The sequence below is a fragment of the Labrenzia sp. 011 genome (genome assembly GCF_003075075.1).
Lineage (GTDB): Bacteria > Pseudomonadota > Alphaproteobacteria > Rhizobiales > Stappiaceae > Roseibium.
Window position 1 is genome coordinate 164,504 of record NZ_QCYM01000006.1, and the last position, 16,731, is coordinate 181,234.

At 62.2% G+C, this 16,731-nt stretch carries 18 protein-coding genes; 10 read left to right on the plus strand and 8 right to left on the minus strand.

The window, feature by feature from the left end; all coding sequences use genetic code 11:
* Positions 1-90 precede the first annotated feature (90 nt).
* Positions 91-621, minus strand: a complete 531-nt coding sequence (locus DCO57_RS09335) for a gamma-glutamylcyclotransferase (protein ID WP_116698606.1) — start codon at positions 619-621, stop codon at positions 91-93.
* A gap of 81 nt (positions 622-702) precedes the next feature.
* Here DCO57_RS09335 and DCO57_RS09340 point away from each other — a divergent pair, with 81 nt between their 5' ends.
* Positions 703-1,767: a DUF2125 domain-containing protein gene (locus DCO57_RS09340; protein ID WP_165814695.1), complete on the plus strand. Its 1,065-nt coding sequence runs from the start codon at positions 703-705 to the stop codon at positions 1,765-1,767.
* A gap of 55 nt (positions 1,768-1,822) precedes the next feature.
* Here DCO57_RS09340 and DCO57_RS09345 read toward each other — a convergent pair whose 3' ends face one another.
* Positions 1,823-2,284: a GNAT family N-acetyltransferase gene (locus DCO57_RS09345; RefSeq protein WP_116698608.1), complete on the minus strand. Its 462-nt coding sequence runs from the start codon at positions 2,282-2,284 to the stop codon at positions 1,823-1,825.
* Positions 2,285-2,480: 196 nt separating this feature from the next.
* Here DCO57_RS09345 and DCO57_RS09350 point away from each other — a divergent pair, with 196 nt between their 5' ends.
* The 3 genes from DCO57_RS09350 to DCO57_RS09360 are packed head-to-tail and all read left to right on the plus strand — an operon-like array spanning position 2,481 to position 4,592.
* Entirely contained in the window at positions 2,481-3,443 is a 963-nt protein-coding gene (locus tag DCO57_RS09350) for an EamA family transporter (protein WP_116698609.1), read from the plus strand.
* Positions 3,444-3,478: 35 nt separating this feature from the next.
* On the plus strand, positions 3,479-4,363 hold the full coding sequence (locus tag DCO57_RS09355) for a CoA ester lyase (protein WP_116698610.1): 885 nt from the start codon (positions 3,479-3,481) through the stop codon (positions 4,361-4,363).
* A 22-nt stretch (positions 4,364-4,385) separates the two neighbouring features.
* Positions 4,386-4,592, plus strand: a complete 207-nt coding sequence (locus DCO57_RS09360; protein WP_116698611.1) for a DUF1737 domain-containing protein — start codon at positions 4,386-4,388, stop codon at positions 4,590-4,592.
* Positions 4,593-4,670: 78 nt separating this feature from the next.
* Here DCO57_RS09360 and DCO57_RS09365 read toward each other — a convergent pair whose 3' ends face one another.
* Together DCO57_RS09365 and DCO57_RS09370 are read right to left on the minus strand one after the other, a co-directional pair.
* Positions 4,671-5,117: a DoxX family protein gene (locus DCO57_RS09365; RefSeq protein WP_116698612.1), complete on the minus strand. Its 447-nt coding sequence runs from the start codon at positions 5,115-5,117 to the stop codon at positions 4,671-4,673.
* A 207-nt stretch (positions 5,118-5,324) separates the two neighbouring features.
* A complete protein-coding gene (locus DCO57_RS09370) occupies positions 5,325-5,561 on the minus strand; it encodes a hypothetical protein (protein ID WP_116698667.1) in 237 nt (78 codons plus the stop codon).
* Positions 5,562-5,626: 65 nt separating this feature from the next.
* On the opposite strand from DCO57_RS09370, the gene DCO57_RS09375 reads away from it, so the two are divergent.
* The 6 genes from DCO57_RS09375 (at position 5,627) to hflC (ending at position 10,793) form a co-directional block, all read left to right on the plus strand.
* Positions 5,627-6,448, plus strand: a complete 822-nt coding sequence (locus DCO57_RS09375; RefSeq protein WP_244287914.1) for a Crp/Fnr family transcriptional regulator — start codon at positions 5,627-5,629, stop codon at positions 6,446-6,448.
* Positions 6,449-6,730: 282 nt separating this feature from the next.
* Positions 6,731-7,537, plus strand: a complete 807-nt coding sequence (locus tag DCO57_RS09380; RefSeq protein ID WP_116698614.1) for a transglutaminase family protein — start codon at positions 6,731-6,733, stop codon at positions 7,535-7,537.
* A gap of 347 nt (positions 7,538-7,884) precedes the next feature.
* Positions 7,885-8,172: a hypothetical protein gene (locus tag DCO57_RS09385; RefSeq protein ID WP_208977866.1), complete on the plus strand. Its 288-nt coding sequence runs from the start codon at positions 7,885-7,887 to the stop codon at positions 8,170-8,172.
* Entirely contained in the window at positions 8,169-8,522 is a 354-nt protein-coding gene (locus DCO57_RS09390; protein WP_116698615.1) for a hypothetical protein, read from the plus strand. Before DCO57_RS09385 ends, DCO57_RS09390 begins: the two co-directional genes overlap by 4 nt.
* Positions 8,523-8,694: 172 nt before the next feature.
* Complete coding sequence (gene hflK, locus DCO57_RS09395; protein WP_116698616.1) at positions 8,695-9,762, plus strand: FtsH protease activity modulator HflK; 1,068 nt, start codon at positions 8,695-8,697, stop codon at positions 9,760-9,762.
* Positions 9,759-10,793, plus strand: coding sequence for a protease modulator HflC (hflC, locus tag DCO57_RS09400; RefSeq protein ID WP_116698617.1), 1,035 nt, complete (start codon positions 9,759-9,761; stop codon positions 10,791-10,793). Before hflK ends, hflC begins: the two co-directional genes overlap by 4 nt.
* A 99-nt stretch (positions 10,794-10,892) precedes the next feature.
* On the opposite strand, the gene DCO57_RS09405 is transcribed toward hflC, so the two are convergent.
* The 4 genes from DCO57_RS09405 to DCO57_RS09420 form a co-directional block, all read right to left on the minus strand.
* Positions 10,893-11,867: an ATP-dependent carboxylate-amine ligase gene (locus tag DCO57_RS09405; RefSeq protein ID WP_165814696.1), complete on the minus strand. Its 975-nt coding sequence runs from the start codon at positions 11,865-11,867 to the stop codon at positions 10,893-10,895.
* Between the two features lie 112 nt (positions 11,868-11,979).
* Positions 11,980-12,627: an outer membrane lipoprotein carrier protein LolA gene (locus tag DCO57_RS09410; protein ID WP_116698619.1), complete on the minus strand. Its 648-nt coding sequence runs from the start codon at positions 12,625-12,627 to the stop codon at positions 11,980-11,982.
* An 82-nt stretch (positions 12,628-12,709) separates the two neighbouring features.
* Positions 12,710-15,469, minus strand: a complete 2,760-nt coding sequence (locus DCO57_RS09415) for a DNA translocase FtsK (RefSeq protein ID WP_116698620.1) — start codon at positions 15,467-15,469, stop codon at positions 12,710-12,712.
* Positions 15,466-16,689, minus strand: coding sequence for an aminotransferase class I/II-fold pyridoxal phosphate-dependent enzyme (locus DCO57_RS09420; RefSeq protein ID WP_116698621.1), 1,224 nt, complete (start codon positions 16,687-16,689; stop codon positions 15,466-15,468). The genes DCO57_RS09415 and DCO57_RS09420 overlap by 4 nt, the downstream gene beginning before the upstream one ends.
* Positions 16,690-16,731 lie beyond the last annotated feature (42 nt).

The following is a 16,731-nucleotide window of genomic DNA, read 5'->3' on the forward strand; positions in this document are numbered from 1 at the left end:
GAAATCGCGCGAACGGATTTGCAAAGCAAACGCTGCCTCGGGCGTCTTCCTGAAGCCATGAATCCGCTTGAACGCGACTGGCTCCCGGGATCAGGTCCGGGACGTGCCGTTCAGCCGCTCGGCGAGCCAGGCGAGCGCTGTGTCGGTGATGCCCATGTCTTCCAGGTGGGCCGCGGTGTTGAGGACATATTCCGGATTGGCGCCGGATTGTCCGACCGCGCCGGTCACGATGTCCAGCTGCTCTTCCAGCGGCAGGGCGCCAGCATATTGCGGGTGGCTGTGATCGACCATGTAGACGAGCGCTTCCACCTGTTCGCCGCTGTCGAGCTCGACCGGATGCCAGTGCTCCCGGTAGACCATGGTGGCCTGTTCGCGAGCGCGCAGGTAGTCCAGCGTTTGCGAGCGGATGTCTCCGGCAACCTGATAGACCATGCCCCGGCAGGCACCGCCATTGTCGAGGCCGAAGACGAGACCCGGCCGTTCCTGGGTTCCCCGGTGTACCCAGGAATAGACGCAGAGCGATCTGTGGCCGCCCCGCAGCAGAGCCCGTTCGCTGCGAAGGTGGTCAAATCCCGGGTTCCACATCAATGACCCGTAGCCAAATACCCAAAAATCGCTCATATCGTCCTGTCTGCTTGCCTGCAGGCGCGTGAAATGAAGTCAGCGCCAACCTTTAATCGGTCGGGATGGCCGAATTCAACAGTGAGTGTAAGAAACGTGACGCCTGCCGCGAAAAAGCCCGCCAAATCCTCGAGCCGTCGCTACATCCTGTTGCTCGGCGCCATTCTCCTGGTCGTCGTGGCATGGTCAGGGGCCTGGGTCTACGGCCGTTCGGTTCTGAGCGCGCAGCTCGACAAGCAGATGACGCGGATGGCGGAAGGCGGACTGGAGATTTCCTGTGCCGGACTTGCCGTCGCCGGTTATCCCTTCCGGTATGAGGTCGGTTGCACACAGATGCGCTCCCGTGATCGCAGGGGCACCGATGCCGAGCTCGACGGTTTGAATGCGGTGGCGCTGGTCTATAATCCCTGGCACGTGATTTTCGAGGCCAGCGCCCCGGCAAGGGTTGCGGTTCCCGCGACAGGACTGTCCGGGAATATTGCCTGGGAGACGGCCCGGGCGAGCGTGAAATTCAGCCGCGAGGCGCTCGATGAGGTCAACGCGGTTGTCCGCAAGCCACGAGCGGCCTTCGAGAATGCCTTTTCGGCGGGGACCGCGTCGGCGGAAAAGGCCGAAGTTCATCTGCGCGCAACGCCGGCAGACAGCGCTGCCCTGGACGGCTATTTCTCCGTCGATGCGCTGAAACTGGAATCCCTGCCGGAGCTTCAGGAAACACTCGACATGAAGGCCCGCATCCAGGTTTCCGGCGGCACCGCGCTGCTGGCCGGTGCGGATCTTGTTTCCCTTGTCCGGATAAACGGCGGAGACCTGCCGGTGCGGCTGGAACTCTTCGAGGCGGCCCTGGGTCGGAGCCGTGTGGGCGCCAGCGGAGACCTGATCGTCAATGGCGACGGAACACTGACGGGGGACCTGGAGCTGACCGTCGGCAATGCGAAGGAATTGCTTCAGTCTCTCGAACCGCTTTTCCCGCCCAAGAACCAGTCCTTCGCGCTGATGCAAAGCGTTGTCGACAGCCTCGCTCCGATGGCCGGGAATGTCGACGGGGTTGCGTCGATCACGCTTCCGGTCAAGATCGACAGGGGTGTCGCAAGCGTGGGGTTCCTGCCGCTTGGCCGCATACCGGCCCTGTTTCCGGGGGGCATGTAGACAGGCGGCAGCGTTTCAGGCACGGCAATGCTGCAGACGCCCCGCGATGACCGGATCAATCGCCGGCGATGCGGTCGATCGGAATGATATAGCTCTTGCGGTGATCAGGTTCGGCAATGCGTTCATAGAGTGCCACGGCAGGCGTGTTCTTGCCCGGCACGATCCAGCGCAGATGCAGCCAGCCGCGGCTCTGGCCCTCGGCCACCAGGGTTTCGATGATCCGGCGGCCAGTGCCCTGGTTGCGGTGATCGGGGTGGACGTAGATGTCGTCCAGCTGACCGATTCGCAAGCCGGTGATCAGTTCGGGCAGATCGAAGAACACCGCAAAGCCGATCAGCGTCCCGTCCTTGAAGGCGCCGACAACCTCGGCGGTCTTGTCGCCCAGGATCCGCTCCGCGTAAAACTCGTCCGGCCGGCGGGGCGCGCCGCGTTTCAGCGCCTGGGCGTTTTCGGCAATGAGCGGGGCGAGCTGATGGGCATCATCCAGCCCAAGGGCCCTGATTTCCGTTTTCGTCATGAATTCCCCGGAAGTGGCAGATCATTGATGCGACGCCCACCATTCCCGAAACCGGACCGCGGATCAAGGACCTCGCGCAAATTCAGATCAATTCGAACCGTATTCAACGGGTATCCCGCTGTCGCGCAGGCCGGGTACTTTCACCCCTATCCGTTTCATGCGATGAGTTGGAGCGAGTCACGCAGCGGGATTTGAAATGGCGCGCACCGGACGGACGAAAGCAACGGGAATCGGACTGAGCGCTGTTCTGATGTGGGCGACACTCGGCCTGTTTGGCGCCGGCTCCGGCCAGGTGCCGCCTTTCCTGCTCAATGCGCTGTGTTTCGGAATTTCCGGCAGTCTGGCGTTTGTCTGGCTTCTGGCGACCGGCAGAGTGAATCTGCTGCGTCAGCCGCCGAAGGTCTGGGCCTTCGGAACCCTCGGTCTGTTCGGTTTTCATTTCTTCTATTTCACCGCCATTCGCAATGCGCCGCCGGTGGAAGCGAATCTGATCAACTACACCTGGCCGCTGCTGATCGTCCTGTTTTCCGCCTTCCTGCCGGGGGAACATCTGCGTCTTCACCATGTCATCGGCACGGTCCTGGGGCTCGCGGGGGCGGTTCTGCTGATTACCGGCGGGGACGGTATCGCGTTTTCGGGCGGGTCGGCCCTCGGGTATGCCGCCGCCGTCGCGTCCTGTCTTTTCTGGTCCAGTTACTCCGTCCTGTCCCGGCGTCTCGGCTCCGTGCCGACCGAGGCGGTTGCCGGTTTCTGCCTGGTGACCGCCCTGCTCTCGGGCCTGTGTCATGTGATGCTGGAGCAAACGGTGTGGCCCGCAGGGGGGCTGGAATGGGCGTCCCTGCTCGGGCTTGCCCTCTTTCCGGTGGGGCTTGCCTTCTTCACCTGGGACATCGGCGTCAAGCATGGCGACATTCAGGTTCTGGGCGCGGCCGCCTATTCCGCACCGCTGCTGTCAACGCTTCTGCTGATCGCTTTCGGTTTCGGGGCGCTGACACTTCCGGTGGCGATTGCCTGCGTGGCCATAACGGTCGGAGCGCTGATTGCGGCAAAGGACATGATCTTCCGGAAGCGGCAGGGCAAGACCGCCGCAGACCCGGCTGGCGATGCGGGTCTTCCCCCTTCGGAGCATTCCACTTCGTCTCATGATCCACTAGGTTGAGCGGACTTCTGTTTCGACACCAGCAGGACCAGCCGATGACCGCAGTTTTCAGACCCCGCCGATCCGCTCTCTACATGCCGGGTTCCAATGCCCGTGCGCTGGAAAAGGCCAGAACGCTGGATGTGGATTGCCTGATCCTGGATCTGGAAGACGCCGTTGTGCCCGACGCCAAGGCGCTCGCCCGTACGCAGATCGTCGATGCGGTGACCGCAGGCGGCTATGGCGGGCGTGAGGTGGTCATCCGGATCAACGGTCTGGATACCCCCTGGGGCGAGGACGATCTTGTGGCGGCCGTCAAGGCCGGGCCGGATGCGATCCTGGTGCCCAAGGTCAACACCCCCGCCGACCTGCAGCGCATTGCCCACAAGCTGTCCGTCTGCGGGGCATCGCCAGACCTGAACCTGTGGGCGATGATGGAAACGCCGGAAGCGATGCTGAATGCCGGGGCCATCGGCGCCTGCGGGAAAGATCCGCAAGTGCGGCTTTCCTGTCTTGTCATGGGCACCAACGATCTGGCCAAGGAAACCCGTGCCCGTCTCGTGCCCGGCCGGGCGGTGATGGTGCCCTGGCTGATGACCTGCGTCGCGGCGGCGCGGGCCGGCGGCGTGGATATTCTCGACGGCGTCTACAACGCTTTTCAGGACGAGGATGGTTTTGTGGCCGAATGCGCCCAGGGCGCCGAGATGGGCATGGACGGCAAGACGCTGATCCACCCGAAACAGATCGGCCCCTGCCATGCGGCCTTCAGCCCCTCGGAAGAGGAAGTCGCCTGGGCGCGCCGGATCAATGCCGAGTTCGACAAGCCGGAAAATGCCGACAAGGGTGCGATCCAGGTGGACGGCAAGATGGTGGAACGGCTACATGCGGAGATGGGCCGGCGGGCGATTGCCATCGCCGACGCCATCGCGGCCAGAGGCTGATTGCAAGAAACGAGAGATATCCATGAAGCTCTATCGGTTCATTACCGGCATCGACGACAGCGAATTCTGCCATCGGGTTACCCAGGCGCTCAACAAGGGCTGGGAACTCTCCGGTTCCCCCTCGCTGACCTATGACGCCACCCGCGGCGCGACGATCTGCGGCCAGGCGGTGACGAAAGAGGTTGAGGGAGTGGATTATTCCCGCGACATCAAGCTGGGCGACTATTGAAGGCTCAGCCCTGAAATGCGCACGGCTTCCGGAGCAACCGGAAGCCGTGAAGCATTCTGGTGAGGTCAAAGGGCCCGGTCAGGATCTTTTGACAAGGGCATCGATGCTGAAGCGGCCGGCGCCAAAGGCGGCGATCTGCAGGAGGCCGCCTGCAATGCTGATATTCTTGAAGAAGTGAATGAACTGGTTCTGATCGCCCAGGGCATTGTGGAAAGCCAGCGCTGCGGCAACGGTGAACAATGCCATCACGGCGGCGATGTAGCGGGTCTTGTAGCCGGCGATCAGCGCGATGCTGCCGACGATTTCCACGGCAAGCGCCCCGACATAGGCAAGGGTTGCGAAAGGCAGGCCCGAGGCACTGATCCAGGCGATCGTGGATTCTGCAGCTCCGAGCTTGGTCAGTCCGGAGACAAGAAACAGGGGGGCGATCAGCAGACGGCCAGCAAGCGGCAAGGCGCCGTCCAGGGTGCCGATGGTCACGGCCGAAGCCCGCTCGGTGGCAGAAGTCACATCCAGATTTGCCATAATTACTACTCCATTCGGTTGGGCCATCACCGCGATGTCCATCGTATGAATGGAAGATAGTGTTTACTTAAATTATCATAAATGCCAAATTTGTGACCATATTGTCCATTATATGGAAACAATCATGGCATTCGGGACGTTCGGGCAGGATGCAGAGCTGGGGCAAACAGGATGTTTCGCCGGCGAAAGCGTCGCGCGGACTTCGGCTTACGGCCGCTTTGCGGCGCTTCCCGCAGCGATGATTTGATGGATCAGTTCAGCGACGGCAGAGTGGGTCTGTCTGACTTCGTCCGGCCCGACGGCATTCTCATGGGTTGCCGCCGCATCGCGCAGAACTCCCTCGATTTCGTGTTCGGGGAGAAGGTTGTGATCGCTCAGGGCAAGCAGCAGGGCCTCGCAGATCGAGAGGGCTGCCATGCCTGAAGGGTCTTTCTGATCGGGCATCATGGGCCGTCCCTTGTCGGAATTAGGTTTCATACCTGGTGGGTGTGTGACGAACTTGACCACCCTTGCAGAAATTGCGGTATGATGAACTGATCGAAAGCAGTCCCCGTGCAGACGTCTTCAAAAGTTTTCCAACGGGTTGGGAGTTGCCCTTGCACGCATCTGAAGAGAGCCCCTTTACCCGAAAGCTCGCCGCATTTGTCGCTCTTTCAAAGGATGAACTCTCGGTGCTGGAGCGTTTACACCAGCGGCGCACCTCCTTCGCGGTCGGGAGTGATCTTGTGCACCAGGGCCAGTCTGAGCAGACCGCATATATCCTGTCGGCGGGCTGGGTATGCTCCTACAAGATCCAGCGAGATGGGACGCGGCAGATCGTTGATTTTCAGATCCCGGGGGACTTTCTCGGCTTGCGTAGCGTTTTGCTTCGAACGTCAGACCACAGTTTCGAACCGATCACGGATATTCAGGCGGCCGAGGTTTCCGCGAGCGATCTTCTTGAGGCCTTCGCGCAGACACCCCGGCTGGCAACGGCGATTTTGTGGGCGGCGTCGCGAGACGAGGCAATGGTGGTCGAGCATCTGGTGGGGCTCGGGCGCCGGCCTGCCGATGCGCGCATGGCGCATTTCCTGCTCGAGCTCGGCGCGCGGCTCATGCTGGTCGGGATGGCAGACAAGTCGGGATACGACTGTCCGCTCACGCAGTATCATCTCGCCGATGCCCTCGGCCTCAGCGCAGTGCATGTGAACAGGGTGCTGCGGCTCTTGCGGGAGGACGGGCTGGTCACGTTTCGCAACGGGCGGGTGATATTCGACGACTATCAGCGGCTGATCGATTTCGCGGAGTTCGATCCGGCATATCTGGATCAGGCCGGTCCCTTGCTGTTGTGATCCGGATTGCCGGGAACACGCCCTTTCGGCAGGTGTCTGTAAAATACACCTTGTACGAGCTAACACCGATCAGCACGTGGCGGGACATCCTTGCAATATGATGAGCGTTGTCAGCTTGCGCCGAGGCGGTATTCCAGGAGGCCATCCGGCCGGCGCCGGACCGGCGGGCCTGCGACTGGAACCGAATGACGGTTCGGGCGTTGATCCATTTTAACAAGTCCGAGCATCTTGTCCGCGTTCAACCGAAGGCGAGGGTGCCTCGCCTGCAAGGGGAACGAATATATGAGAATAAGCCTGGGCTGCCGTCTTAGTTATCAGTTTCCGCAGGCGACGCCGATAATCGCGATGCTTAACGTGCATTATTCGCGTTTCGGCGATCTCGAGCGTCCGGACTATCTGACGACCTCCCCCAGCGTGCCGCTGGAAAGTTATCGTGACGGCTTCGGGAACTGGTGCACGCGGCTGGTCGCGCCCCCGGGCGCCTTCACGCTGACCACCGACGGCATAATCCGTGACCTCGGACAACCGGATCCGACATCACCCGGCGCCAGTCAGCACGCCGTCCAGGACCTGCCCTTCGAGACACTCGTCTATCTGCTGGGAAGCCGCTATTGCGACACGGACCTTCTGTCCGACGAAGCCTGGCGGCTGTTCGAGCGCACGCCGCTGGGCTGGGCGCGGGTGCAGGCCATCTGCGACTACGTTCACCAGCATGTCACCTTCGGGTACGAACATGCGCGGGCCACCCGCACGGCCTCGCAGACGCTGGCCGAAGGGCGCGGGGTCTGCCGCGACTTCACCCATCTGGCGATCAGCTTCTGCCGTTGCATGAACATTCCGGCACGCTATTGCACCGGTTACCTCAGCGATATCGGCGAACCGCTACCGCATCCTCCCGGCGATTTTGCTGCCTGGATGGAAGTCTATCTCGATGGCCAATGGTGGATGTTCGATCCGCGTAACAACGTCCCCCGGTATGCAAGGGTCCTCATCGCTCACGGCCGCGACGCGTCGGATGTCCCCCTCACCCAGACTTTCGGGAACAATACCCTGACGGAATTCAAGGTCTGGACGGAAGAGGCCGTGTAGGTCCGGCCCGATCTTCGTTCAGCCGCTATGACAATGATGGTCTCTTCGGTATCTGCCGAAGTCGATCGCGACACTCACGCCTGAGCCGTCGCATGGAGGCTCACGGGGCCCGGTGGCCGGCGTCTTCCGGGCGATGCAAGAGACTGTCCGGTCCACATGTCTCCCGGAAAGATTTCGACGGAGGCTAACGTCGATCAGGGCGAGACCGCCACGCATTCAATACGTTGATTGAAATCTTCATGTGTCGCGATGCGTTCGTTGGCATGTGTTCGATAAAGAAATTCAGGAACAGATCTACAACAAATTGGTGGAGCCCGGCGATGAACACACGATCATCAAGATCGATAGTGACTTTTTTTCGCCCGTTCACGCTGGTTGGCAATCCAGACGTGATTCCACCCGGCGACTACGAGGTTCTTATTGAAGAAGAACGTCTCGATGGCCGGGGTTTCCTCGCTTACCGCAAGACGGCGACCTACGTGTTCGTTGCCGGCAAGGGCCGCAACGCCGGCAAGATGGAAAAACTCGAATTTTCCGGGATCGACCTGGAGACAATGCTCGGCCAGAACCGGGAAACACCCGAAAATACCCCAACAGGCGATGCGGCGCTTTCTCCGCAGGAGGACTTGAAATGACTGCTCCCGAATGGTTGAAACCTGCGTTCCTTGGTGCTGGTGTTGGCGCGATAGCTCTGGCCATCCTCGGCTTTTCCTGGGGTGGCTGGGTCACCGGGGCAAGCGCGAGCAAAATGGCGGCCACGATGTCGGAAGACAGCGTCGTGGCGGCCTTGGTGCCCGTTTGTGTCGACATTTCCCGTGCCGACGCGGACCGTGTCACCAAGCTGGCCGTCATCCGCGAAGCCTCCACCTACAAGCGCCGTGACGCGCTCATGGAAGCAGGCTGGGCGACGGTGCCGGGTGCGGAAGCTCCCAGCCGGGATCTGGCAAAGGCCTGCCTGACGGCGCTCGAACTCGACAAGTCCTAAACGGGACCCTGCTGAACGGCCGCGAACCCGCGGTCGGCGGCGCATGGGCCAAAATCCGGTCCGGCGGCAAACGGGCACGCCGGACCCCGGAGCGCGGAGAACGTGGACAGGAAGGTGCCGAAGAGTGCCATCCAACGTCTCGCATTCCCTCACAACAGCAGGAAGACACCTCTTGGCTTCACAGCACTCCGGATCGCAAAACCAGGGACCCTGGAACAACACTCCCCCTCGGGCGCCGCCCGAACTCGAAGCTCTTTTCCGGCAGGGCCGGCAGCTGTTCGGTGGCATGGGGTCGGGAGGTCCGCCGTCCTTCAAGGGACTTTTGATAGTCGGCGCGATCGGCCTTGTCGCGATTGGCGCATGGTCCTCCTATTACACCGTCCCGAGCGACTCGGTGGCGGTTGTCCAGCGTTTCGGCAAATATATCTCCGAAGTTCCGCCGGGCCTGCATTTCAAGTTTCCGCTGGGTATCGATGTTGCGACCATCGTTCCGGTGAAGCGCCAGCTCAAGCAGGAGTTCGGCTTCTCGACACCCGGCGCGGTGGATCTCTACCAAAGCCCGTCGGACGGCCGCCGCGAGACGGAAATGGTCACCGGCGACCTGAACGCCGCCCTTGTGGAATGGGTGGTGCAGTACCGGATTTCCGAGCCCCTGAAATTTCTGTTCGAAGTGCGCGAACCGGGCGCAACGCTCCGATATGTCTCGGAATCCGTGATGCGCGAAGTGGTTGGTGACCGGACAGTCGATGAAGTCATCACGATCGGACGGCAGGAAATCGAGACTGAAGCGCTTCTGAAGATGCAAACCCTGACGACAAAATACGCCATGGGCATCAGCATCGATCAGGTGCAGCTGAAAAACATCAATCCTCCCGAACCTGTCCAGGCCTCCTTCAATGAGGTCAATCAGGCCCAGCAGGAAAAGGAGCGTCTGATCAACGAGGCGCGGCGGGAATACAACAAGGTCATTCCGCTGGCCGAGGGCGAGAAGGACCAGCGCATACGCGAAGCTGACGGCTACCGGCTGAAGCGCATCAATGAAGCCGAGGGCGATGCCGCGCGGTTCACCTCGCTTCTGGAGGAATACGTGAAGGCGCCTGCGGTCACGAAACGTCGGATCTACATCGAGACGCTTCAGGATGTGCTGCCCTCGATCCAGTCGAAGATCATCGTCGACGGATCGACCGGAAGCATCCTGCCTCTTCTCAATCTCGACCGTAAGCAGGGGGACCGGCCATGAAATTCGTCTGGGGAATTCTCGCCGTCGTCGTTGCCGCCGTCGCGGTGACGGCTTTTGCCGCCTCCTACACGATCAGCGAGGTCGAGCAGGCCATCATCACCCAGTTCGGCAAACCCGTCGGCGAGCCGGTCACGACGGCCGGTCTCAAGCTGAAGCTGCCGTTCGTCCAGGTCGTCAACCGGATCGATCGTCGGGTTCTGGAGTGGGACGGCAATCCGTCCGACATGCCCACCAAGGACAAGCTGTATATTTCCGTCGATCTGTTCGCGCGCTGGAAGATAACCGATCCGTTGCAATACTTCCTGCGTCTGCGTGACGAACGCAGCGCCCAGTCGCGCCTCGATGACATTCTGGGCAGCGAAACACGAAATGCCGTTGCCAAGCACGAACTGATCGAGATCATACGCACGACCAGGGGGCGCACCCCGTTGAGGGATCCGCTTCTGACCGATGACGAGCTCGCGCAGGACATCGGCCTGCTGCTTCCGATCCAGAAGGGACGGGCCCTTGTCGAGCGGGAAATCTTCGAATCCGCCGCGGAAAAGGTGCGCGTCTTCGGGATTTCCCTTCTCGATATCCGCTTCAAGCGGATCAATTACAACGAAAGTGTACGGCCGAAGATCTACGACCGGATGGTTTCCGAGCGGCGCCAGATCGCCGAACGCTTCCTGTCCGAGGGCAATGGCGAAGCGGCGCGTATTCGCGGCAACAGGGTGCGGGATCTGAACAAGGTGCAATCCGAAGCCTATCGGGCCGTCGAGGAAATCCGGGGCTTGGCCGATGCCTCGGCTGCGGATATCTATGCACGTGCCTACAACACCGATCCCCAGGCGGCCGAGTTCTACGAATTCACGCGAACCATGCAGGCCTACAAGGACATGATTTCCGGGGGTACGACGCTCGTGCTGTCAACGGAAAGCGATCTGTTCAAGTTCCTGAAGGGCGTGGGGCCGGGTGTATCCGGCGCCGCCGGGCAGCAACCCGCTTCAGCACCGGCAGTTCCGGACAGCGCCGGGCCGTCCACGGACTGATGCGAACGGCAGTTGACGGGAATCCGCCGACTGCCACTCGTGCAGCCTGAAGACAGTCCCGTCCCGTGGTGCCGGGCCTGCCCGCCCTCTCCCCAACCTTCACGCAACAAAAATTGCCGCGAAAAGCGCCGTATGGATCGTTTCGACCAGAGCGGCTTCTTCCTTGCCCTGCCGGAAAAGATTGGCGAGGCCGGGGGCGGCATTGACTTCCAGAACGACCGGAACCGCGTCCGGGCGGCTTTCGTGCGGCAGGATCAAGTCCACGGCGGCATAGCGCAGGCCCAGGCTTGCGGCCGCGCGCCGGGCGATGGTGGCGTGAGCGGGTGTGAGATCCGGGGTGACGATCCGGGCGGTGCCGCCGGCGGAGAGATTCGCGACCGGCAGCAGGGTGACTGTTTCCCGCGGCGCAAGGACCGTTTCAAGCGATTTTCCCATTTGCGACAACTCGAATTCGAGCCGTTCATCGGCGGGATTGAGGCGCGGATGCATGCCGACAAGTTCGGCGAGGCTCCTGCGGCCGTCGCCTGTCACCTGCGGTGGATGCCTTTCGATGGCAGCGAGGATTTCGCCGTCCAGAACGATCACCCGCAGCTCGACGCCGGCAATTTCCTCCTGCACGAGAATCCGGTCGTGCTTCCTCGCCAGAAGGCACAGGGCATTGCTGAGCGCGACACGGGTGTCGACCCGCATCACGTCCGTGCCTTCCCGCCCCGTATTCGGCTTGACGAACAGCGGGAAGCCGGTTTCTCCGATGAATTCCCGGACCGCATCCGGAAGGCGGTTGTCATCGTGGATTTCGGTGCCCAACAGGAAATGGCCTGCGGGGACGGGAAGGCCGGCCTGCTTCAGGAAAAAGGCCGTATAGGCCTTGTCATTGGCGATTTCCGCCGCCCCGTAGCTGTTGAGATCGAAGCAGGTTCCCTTGAAGAACCAGCGTTTTCCGGCGGGACCTTCGACAAGGCCCGCATGGCCGTGCGGGTCGGCGGGCGTCAGCCGCAGTCCGCTGCGTTCGCAATAGGCTTCCAGCAACCGGAAGACCAGCGAGCGGCTCTGGGCTGGGGGCGTCTCGGTCATGCTGCGGATGATCCTGCAGGGCGGGTTGCCGTCCGGGGGGCCGGGAGGCGGTTCCTCGCCCGGTATCGGCGGTCCATCCCGGGCCGTTCGTTGACGATGCCGGAGCGGCCCGTCAGTTCTTGTTCTGGCGGGCGTTGGACAGATAGTCGATCTTGAACAGGTCCGGATTGGTCGGGCCGTTGGAGACGACATTGTAGACCGCGACGGATGTATCGTAGCCCTGCTGGTCCGTGACCGTCCATTGTTTCAGGGCATAGTCCTTGGCATCGAAAATCAGCGTCAGCGTGCCGGAATTGAATTTGGTCTTGTCGAGGATCGTGATGGTGACGAGGTCTTCTTCGACAAGAACGTTGGTCACATTCGTGTCTTTCTGAAGATTGATGTCGTCGGACAGCAGGAAGCGCAGCGGCGTCTGGCCCAGCGGCCAGATGTCCTGGGTGTTCAGCTTGCGATCGCGCACGGAAACGGATTTTCCGTCCGCCACGATGTCGAGGACCGACGGCTTGTTGTAGTAGAAACGCACCTTGCCCGGGCGCGCCATGTAGAATTTTCCGTCCGACTGGCTGCCGTCCGGGCCGAACTGGATGAAGTCGCCATGCATGGTCTTCACGGAATTGAAATAGGCGTTCAGATCCTGAAGGGTTTCCTGTTCCTCGGCCGTCATGGCCTGCGCCGCCGCCAGCGCCGTCACTGACAGGATTGCGGCCAGCGCCGTCCGCAGGAGGGGCCTGGTCAGGCGGAGAGCGAAGCGTTTCAGCATGAGACAGTTTCCTAAGTCGTTGGCGGCGCGAAGCATTGCCCTAGCTAATCATCTTCTGTGGCAAAGCTTTGGCAGATTTTGCCTAAAAGTCTTCCTCGACGCCGTTTTGCACCAGAATTTCACGCTTTCCCGCATGGTTGGCGGCACTGATCAGACCTTCCTGCTCCATGCGCTCGATCAAGGAGGCGGCGCGGTTGTAGCCGATCGACAGACGCCGCTGGATATAGGAGGTCGAGGCCTTCTTGTCCCGGAGCACGATCGCGACTGCCTTGTCGTAAAGATCGTTGCCCTCGTCACCACCGGAAGAACCGCCGCCGTCATAGGGGCTGTCTCCGCCGTCGTCCTCTTCCGTGACGGCTTCCAGATATTGCGGCGTGCCCTGAACCTTCAGGTGGCTGACGATGTCCTCGACCTCGTCGTCGGCGACGAACGGGCCGTGCACGCGCTGGATGCGGCCACCGCCGGCCATGAAGAGCATGTCGCCCATGCCCAGAAGCTGTTCGGCGCCCATTTCGCCCAGGATGGTGCGGCTGTCGATCTTCGACGTCACCTGGAAGGAGATCCGGGTCGGGAAGTTCGCCTTGATGGTACCGGTGATGACGTCCACGGACGGACGCTGGGTTGCCATGATCAGGTGGATGCCGGCTGCACGGGCCATCTGGGCGAGCCGCTGGATCGCGCCCTCGATGTCCTTGCCGGCGACCATCATCAGGTCGGCCATTTCGTCGACGACGACAACGATATAGGGCATTGCCTCGAGCGGCAGGTCCTCGTCCTCGTAGATCGGCTGACCGGTATCGCGATCGAATCCGGTCTGGACGGTGCGGGTAAAGCTCTCGCCCTTTTCCAGCGCCTGCTTGATGCGGGTGTTGTAGCCGTCGATGTTGCGGACGCCCATCTTGGACATCTTGCGATAGCGGTCTTCCATCTCGCGGACGGTCCATTTGAGGGCGACAACCGCCTTCTTCGGATCGGTGACAACCGGCGTCAGCAGGTGCGGGATGCCGTCATAGATGGACAGTTCGAGCATCTTCGGGTCGATCATGATCATCTTGCACTGCTCCGGCGTCAGCCGGTAGAGCAGGGACAGGATCATGGTGTTGATCGAGACGGACTTGCCCGAACCGGTGGTCCCGGCGACCAACAGGTGCGGCATGCGCGCCAGATCGGCGACGACGCTTTCGCCGTTGATCGTCTTGCCCAGGGCCAGCGCCAGTTTCGACTTGGATTTCTCGAAGTCCTGGGCGGCCAGAAGCTCGCGCAGGTAGACTGTCTCGCGGCGGGCGTTCGGCAGTTCGATGCCGATGGCGTTCTTGCCGGGGATGACGGCCACGCGGGCGGAAATCGCACTCATGGAGCGGGCGATGTCGTCCGCCAGGCCAATGACGCGGGAAGACTTGATGCCCGGTGCGGGTTCCAGTTCGTACAGGGTGACGACCGGACCCGGGCGCACCTCGATGATTTCGCCGCGCACGCCGAAATCCTCCAGGACACCTTCCAGGATGCGCGCATTCTGCTCCAGCGCGTCCGCGGACAGTCCGGGCACCTTGCCGGTTGTCTTGGGTTCGGAGAGCAGGCGCAGCGGCGGAAGCTCGTATTCCTCCGGCGCACCGAGGAGGGACGGCTGAGCCTCGTCGATGGCGCGCTTGCTCTGCTTCGGACGCGGCGCGGGCGGAATCACCCGGCCGGCCTGAGGCGCCTGGCCGGAACTCGCCGGTGTGGCCGCGGCCGGTTCCGGTTCCGGTGAAGCAATGCCCACCGGTACCGCCGGACGGCCGGAAACCGGACCCTTGTCGATCAGAAGCTCGTCCGGCGCGAAGCTGTCGCCTTCGTCCTCGAATGGTTCGTCGGAATGGATTTCCTCACCGTCGGTATAGCGGCCGCGCTGGTAGAACTCATCCAGTCCGTCATCATCGTCACCGGGGATGAGACGGCCGGTCAGGGCTTCGCGGAAGGCTTTCAGACGGCTGCCGTGACGGCTGTCGTCCGCTTCATAGTCGCCTTCGTCCTCAGCCTCTTCGTCCCAGACCTCCTCGTCAGGCGGGGAGGACCGCCTGAGACCCGTCAGGCGGCGGATCTGGGCGACGGACTGGAGTCCCCAATGGGCCATCTGGCCGACAAAGGCGCTCGTCATGAGGCTGAGGCGGGATTCGCTCTCGTCGTCTTCGAGGCCGAGATCTTCTTCAAGGGACTTGCCGTGACCCTTCGGCGTTGCGGACGGTTCGACGCGTTCCGGTGCCCGGCCCGCGGAACCAAGCCAGCCGGCGGCGGCCAGCAGGAAAAGCACGGAGGGCACGCCGAGACCGAGGCCGCCGACGATGGTGGCGGCGCCGCCGGTCATGTTGGAGGTGATCAGCGCGGGAACCGTATGGACCATGTCTCCGAAAAAGCCGCCGAGGCCCGTGGGCAGCGGCCAGCTTTCGGGAACCGGCAGGGCTGCCAGTGCACCGGCGGCGAGACCGGAGCCGATGATCCAGTAGAAGAGGCGCTTGCGGCCGATGCCGAGGTCATGGCCGGTGAGCAACCGCCAGCCCCAAAGGACCAGCGGAATCAGGACAACAGCGGTCGCCAGGCCGATGGTCTGCATCACGATATCGGCGAGGATCGCGCCGGGCGCGCCCAGCGCGTTGCGGACCGGTCCGCCCGTCGCATGATTGAGGCTCGGGTCGCTGACTGACCAGGTGGCCAGCGCGGCTGCGAGCATCGCCGCGATGGCGATGATGCCGAGACCGGCCGCCCCGACGAGATTACGCCGGAGAAAGCGCTTGATCGGGCTTTCGGTGTCCAGAAGGTTTACCGAGGACCGGCGGCCATTTCCTCGCATTGCGCTCGCCCGTCTCATGCTTTTTCTCCAAACCAGTTTGCCAAACGTTCAAGAGCCATTTCTGTCTTCTCAAGGGGCGCCACCAGACCGACGCGAATGTAGTTTCGTCCCGGATTGCTGCCATCCGGTTGATCGGACGCCAGATAGCTGCCCGGCAGGACCTTGACCCCGATGGTCCGCCACAGGTCTAGGGCCACGGCCGGAGACTCTCCCCATCTGCCGGTATCGAGCCACAGGAAGAACCCGGCATCGGGGGTGACGGGACCGAGGAGCGGGCTCAGGAGACGCTCCGCGACTGCGAATTTCTCGTTGTAGAGGCGCCGGTTCTCGATGACGTGGTCCTCGTCCTGATAGGCCCGGACGGCGACAGCCTGCGCCGGCAGCGGAACCTGCGGCGCGGCCAGACCGCGAAACCGGGCCCATTTTTTCAGGAAGTCGGGATCTCCCGCGGCAAAACCGCAGCGCAGTCCGGCCAGGTTGGACCGTTTCGACAGGGAATTGAGCACGATGATGTTGGAAAAATCGCTCCCCATCGCACGGGCCGCTTCCAGAATGCCGGGGGGCGGAACTTCGCGGTAGATCTCCGAATAACATTCGTCGGCAAAGATGAAGAACCGGTGCTTGCGCGCCAGGGTGATCAGGCGCTGCCAATAGGGGATATCGGCTGCAAAGCCTTCCGGGTTTGTGGGCGAGGCAATGTAGAAAGCAACGGTGCGATCCAGAAGGTCCGGGTCGAGACTGTCCAGGTCCGGCAGAAAGCCGTTGCCGGGCATCGCGTCCAGCAGAACCGCCTGCGCATCGGCCACATGGGCTGCGGCGGCATAGGTCTGGTAGAAGGGGTTGGGCAGAATCACCACGGGATGATCCAGATCCTTGGCAAGCTGGTCCCGCGCGGCGATGGCGCCGAAGGAAAGGCCTTCGCGGGAGCCGTTGAGCGGCAGGACGCCGTGGTCCGCATCGATCATGCCGTTCAGCCCGTAGCGTCTGTCCAGCCATGCAGCGACAGCGCCGCGAAATTCCGGCGACCCGGTGATTGCCGGATAGCGGCGGAAGCCGTCGATGTTGTCCATCAGAACGTCCGCCGTGAACGGGGGAATCGCGTGCTGCGGCTCGCCGATGGTCATGACGATGGGGTCAAGCCCGGGCGTCTCGCCGTCCAGGAGCCCGGCAAGGCGTTGAAAAGGATTGGAGTGCGGCAGGGACGCACCGCGCCTGTAGGCTTTCTGGCTGACAATCATGAACGGTCCGGCGGTGGTTACGCAAAACTTTGAGCCGACCCT

Coding starts and splice junctions, on each gene's coding strand:
- DCO57_RS09390 (WP_116698615.1), top strand. CDS start 8,169: ATGACTGCTCCCGAATGGTTGAAACCTGCGTTCCTTGGTGCTGGTGTT.
- DCO57_RS09365 (WP_116698612.1), bottom strand. CDS start 5,117: ATGGCAAATCTGGATGTGACTTCTGCCACCGAGCGGGCTTCGGCCGTG.
- DCO57_RS09415 (WP_116698620.1), bottom strand. CDS start 15,469: ATGAGACGGGCGAGCGCAATGCGAGGAAATGGCCGCCGGTCCTCGGTA.
- DCO57_RS09405 (WP_165814696.1), bottom strand. CDS start 11,867: ATGACCGAGACGCCCCCAGCCCAGAGCCGCTCGCTGGTCTTCCGGTTG.
- DCO57_RS09350 (WP_116698609.1), top strand. CDS start 2,481: ATGGCGCGCACCGGACGGACGAAAGCAACGGGAATCGGACTGAGCGCT.
- DCO57_RS09420 (WP_116698621.1), bottom strand. CDS start 16,689: ATGATTGTCAGCCAGAAAGCCTACAGGCGCGGTGCGTCCCTGCCGCAC.
- DCO57_RS09345 (WP_116698608.1), bottom strand. CDS start 2,284: ATGACGAAAACGGAAATCAGGGCCCTTGGGCTGGATGATGCCCATCAG.
- DCO57_RS09355 (WP_116698610.1), top strand. CDS start 3,479: ATGACCGCAGTTTTCAGACCCCGCCGATCCGCTCTCTACATGCCGGGT.
- DCO57_RS09370 (WP_116698667.1), bottom strand. CDS start 5,561: ATGCCCGATCAGAAAGACCCTTCAGGCATGGCAGCCCTCTCGATCTGC.
- DCO57_RS09360 (WP_116698611.1), top strand. CDS start 4,386: ATGAAGCTCTATCGGTTCATTACCGGCATCGACGACAGCGAATTCTGC.
- DCO57_RS09380 (WP_116698614.1), top strand. CDS start 6,731: ATGAGAATAAGCCTGGGCTGCCGTCTTAGTTATCAGTTTCCGCAGGCG.
- DCO57_RS09335 (WP_116698606.1), bottom strand. CDS start 621: ATGAGCGATTTTTGGGTATTTGGCTACGGGTCATTGATGTGGAACCCG.
- DCO57_RS09410 (WP_116698619.1), bottom strand. CDS start 12,627: ATGCTGAAACGCTTCGCTCTCCGCCTGACCAGGCCCCTCCTGCGGACG.
- hflC (WP_116698617.1), top strand. CDS start 9,759: ATGAAATTCGTCTGGGGAATTCTCGCCGTCGTCGTTGCCGCCGTCGCG.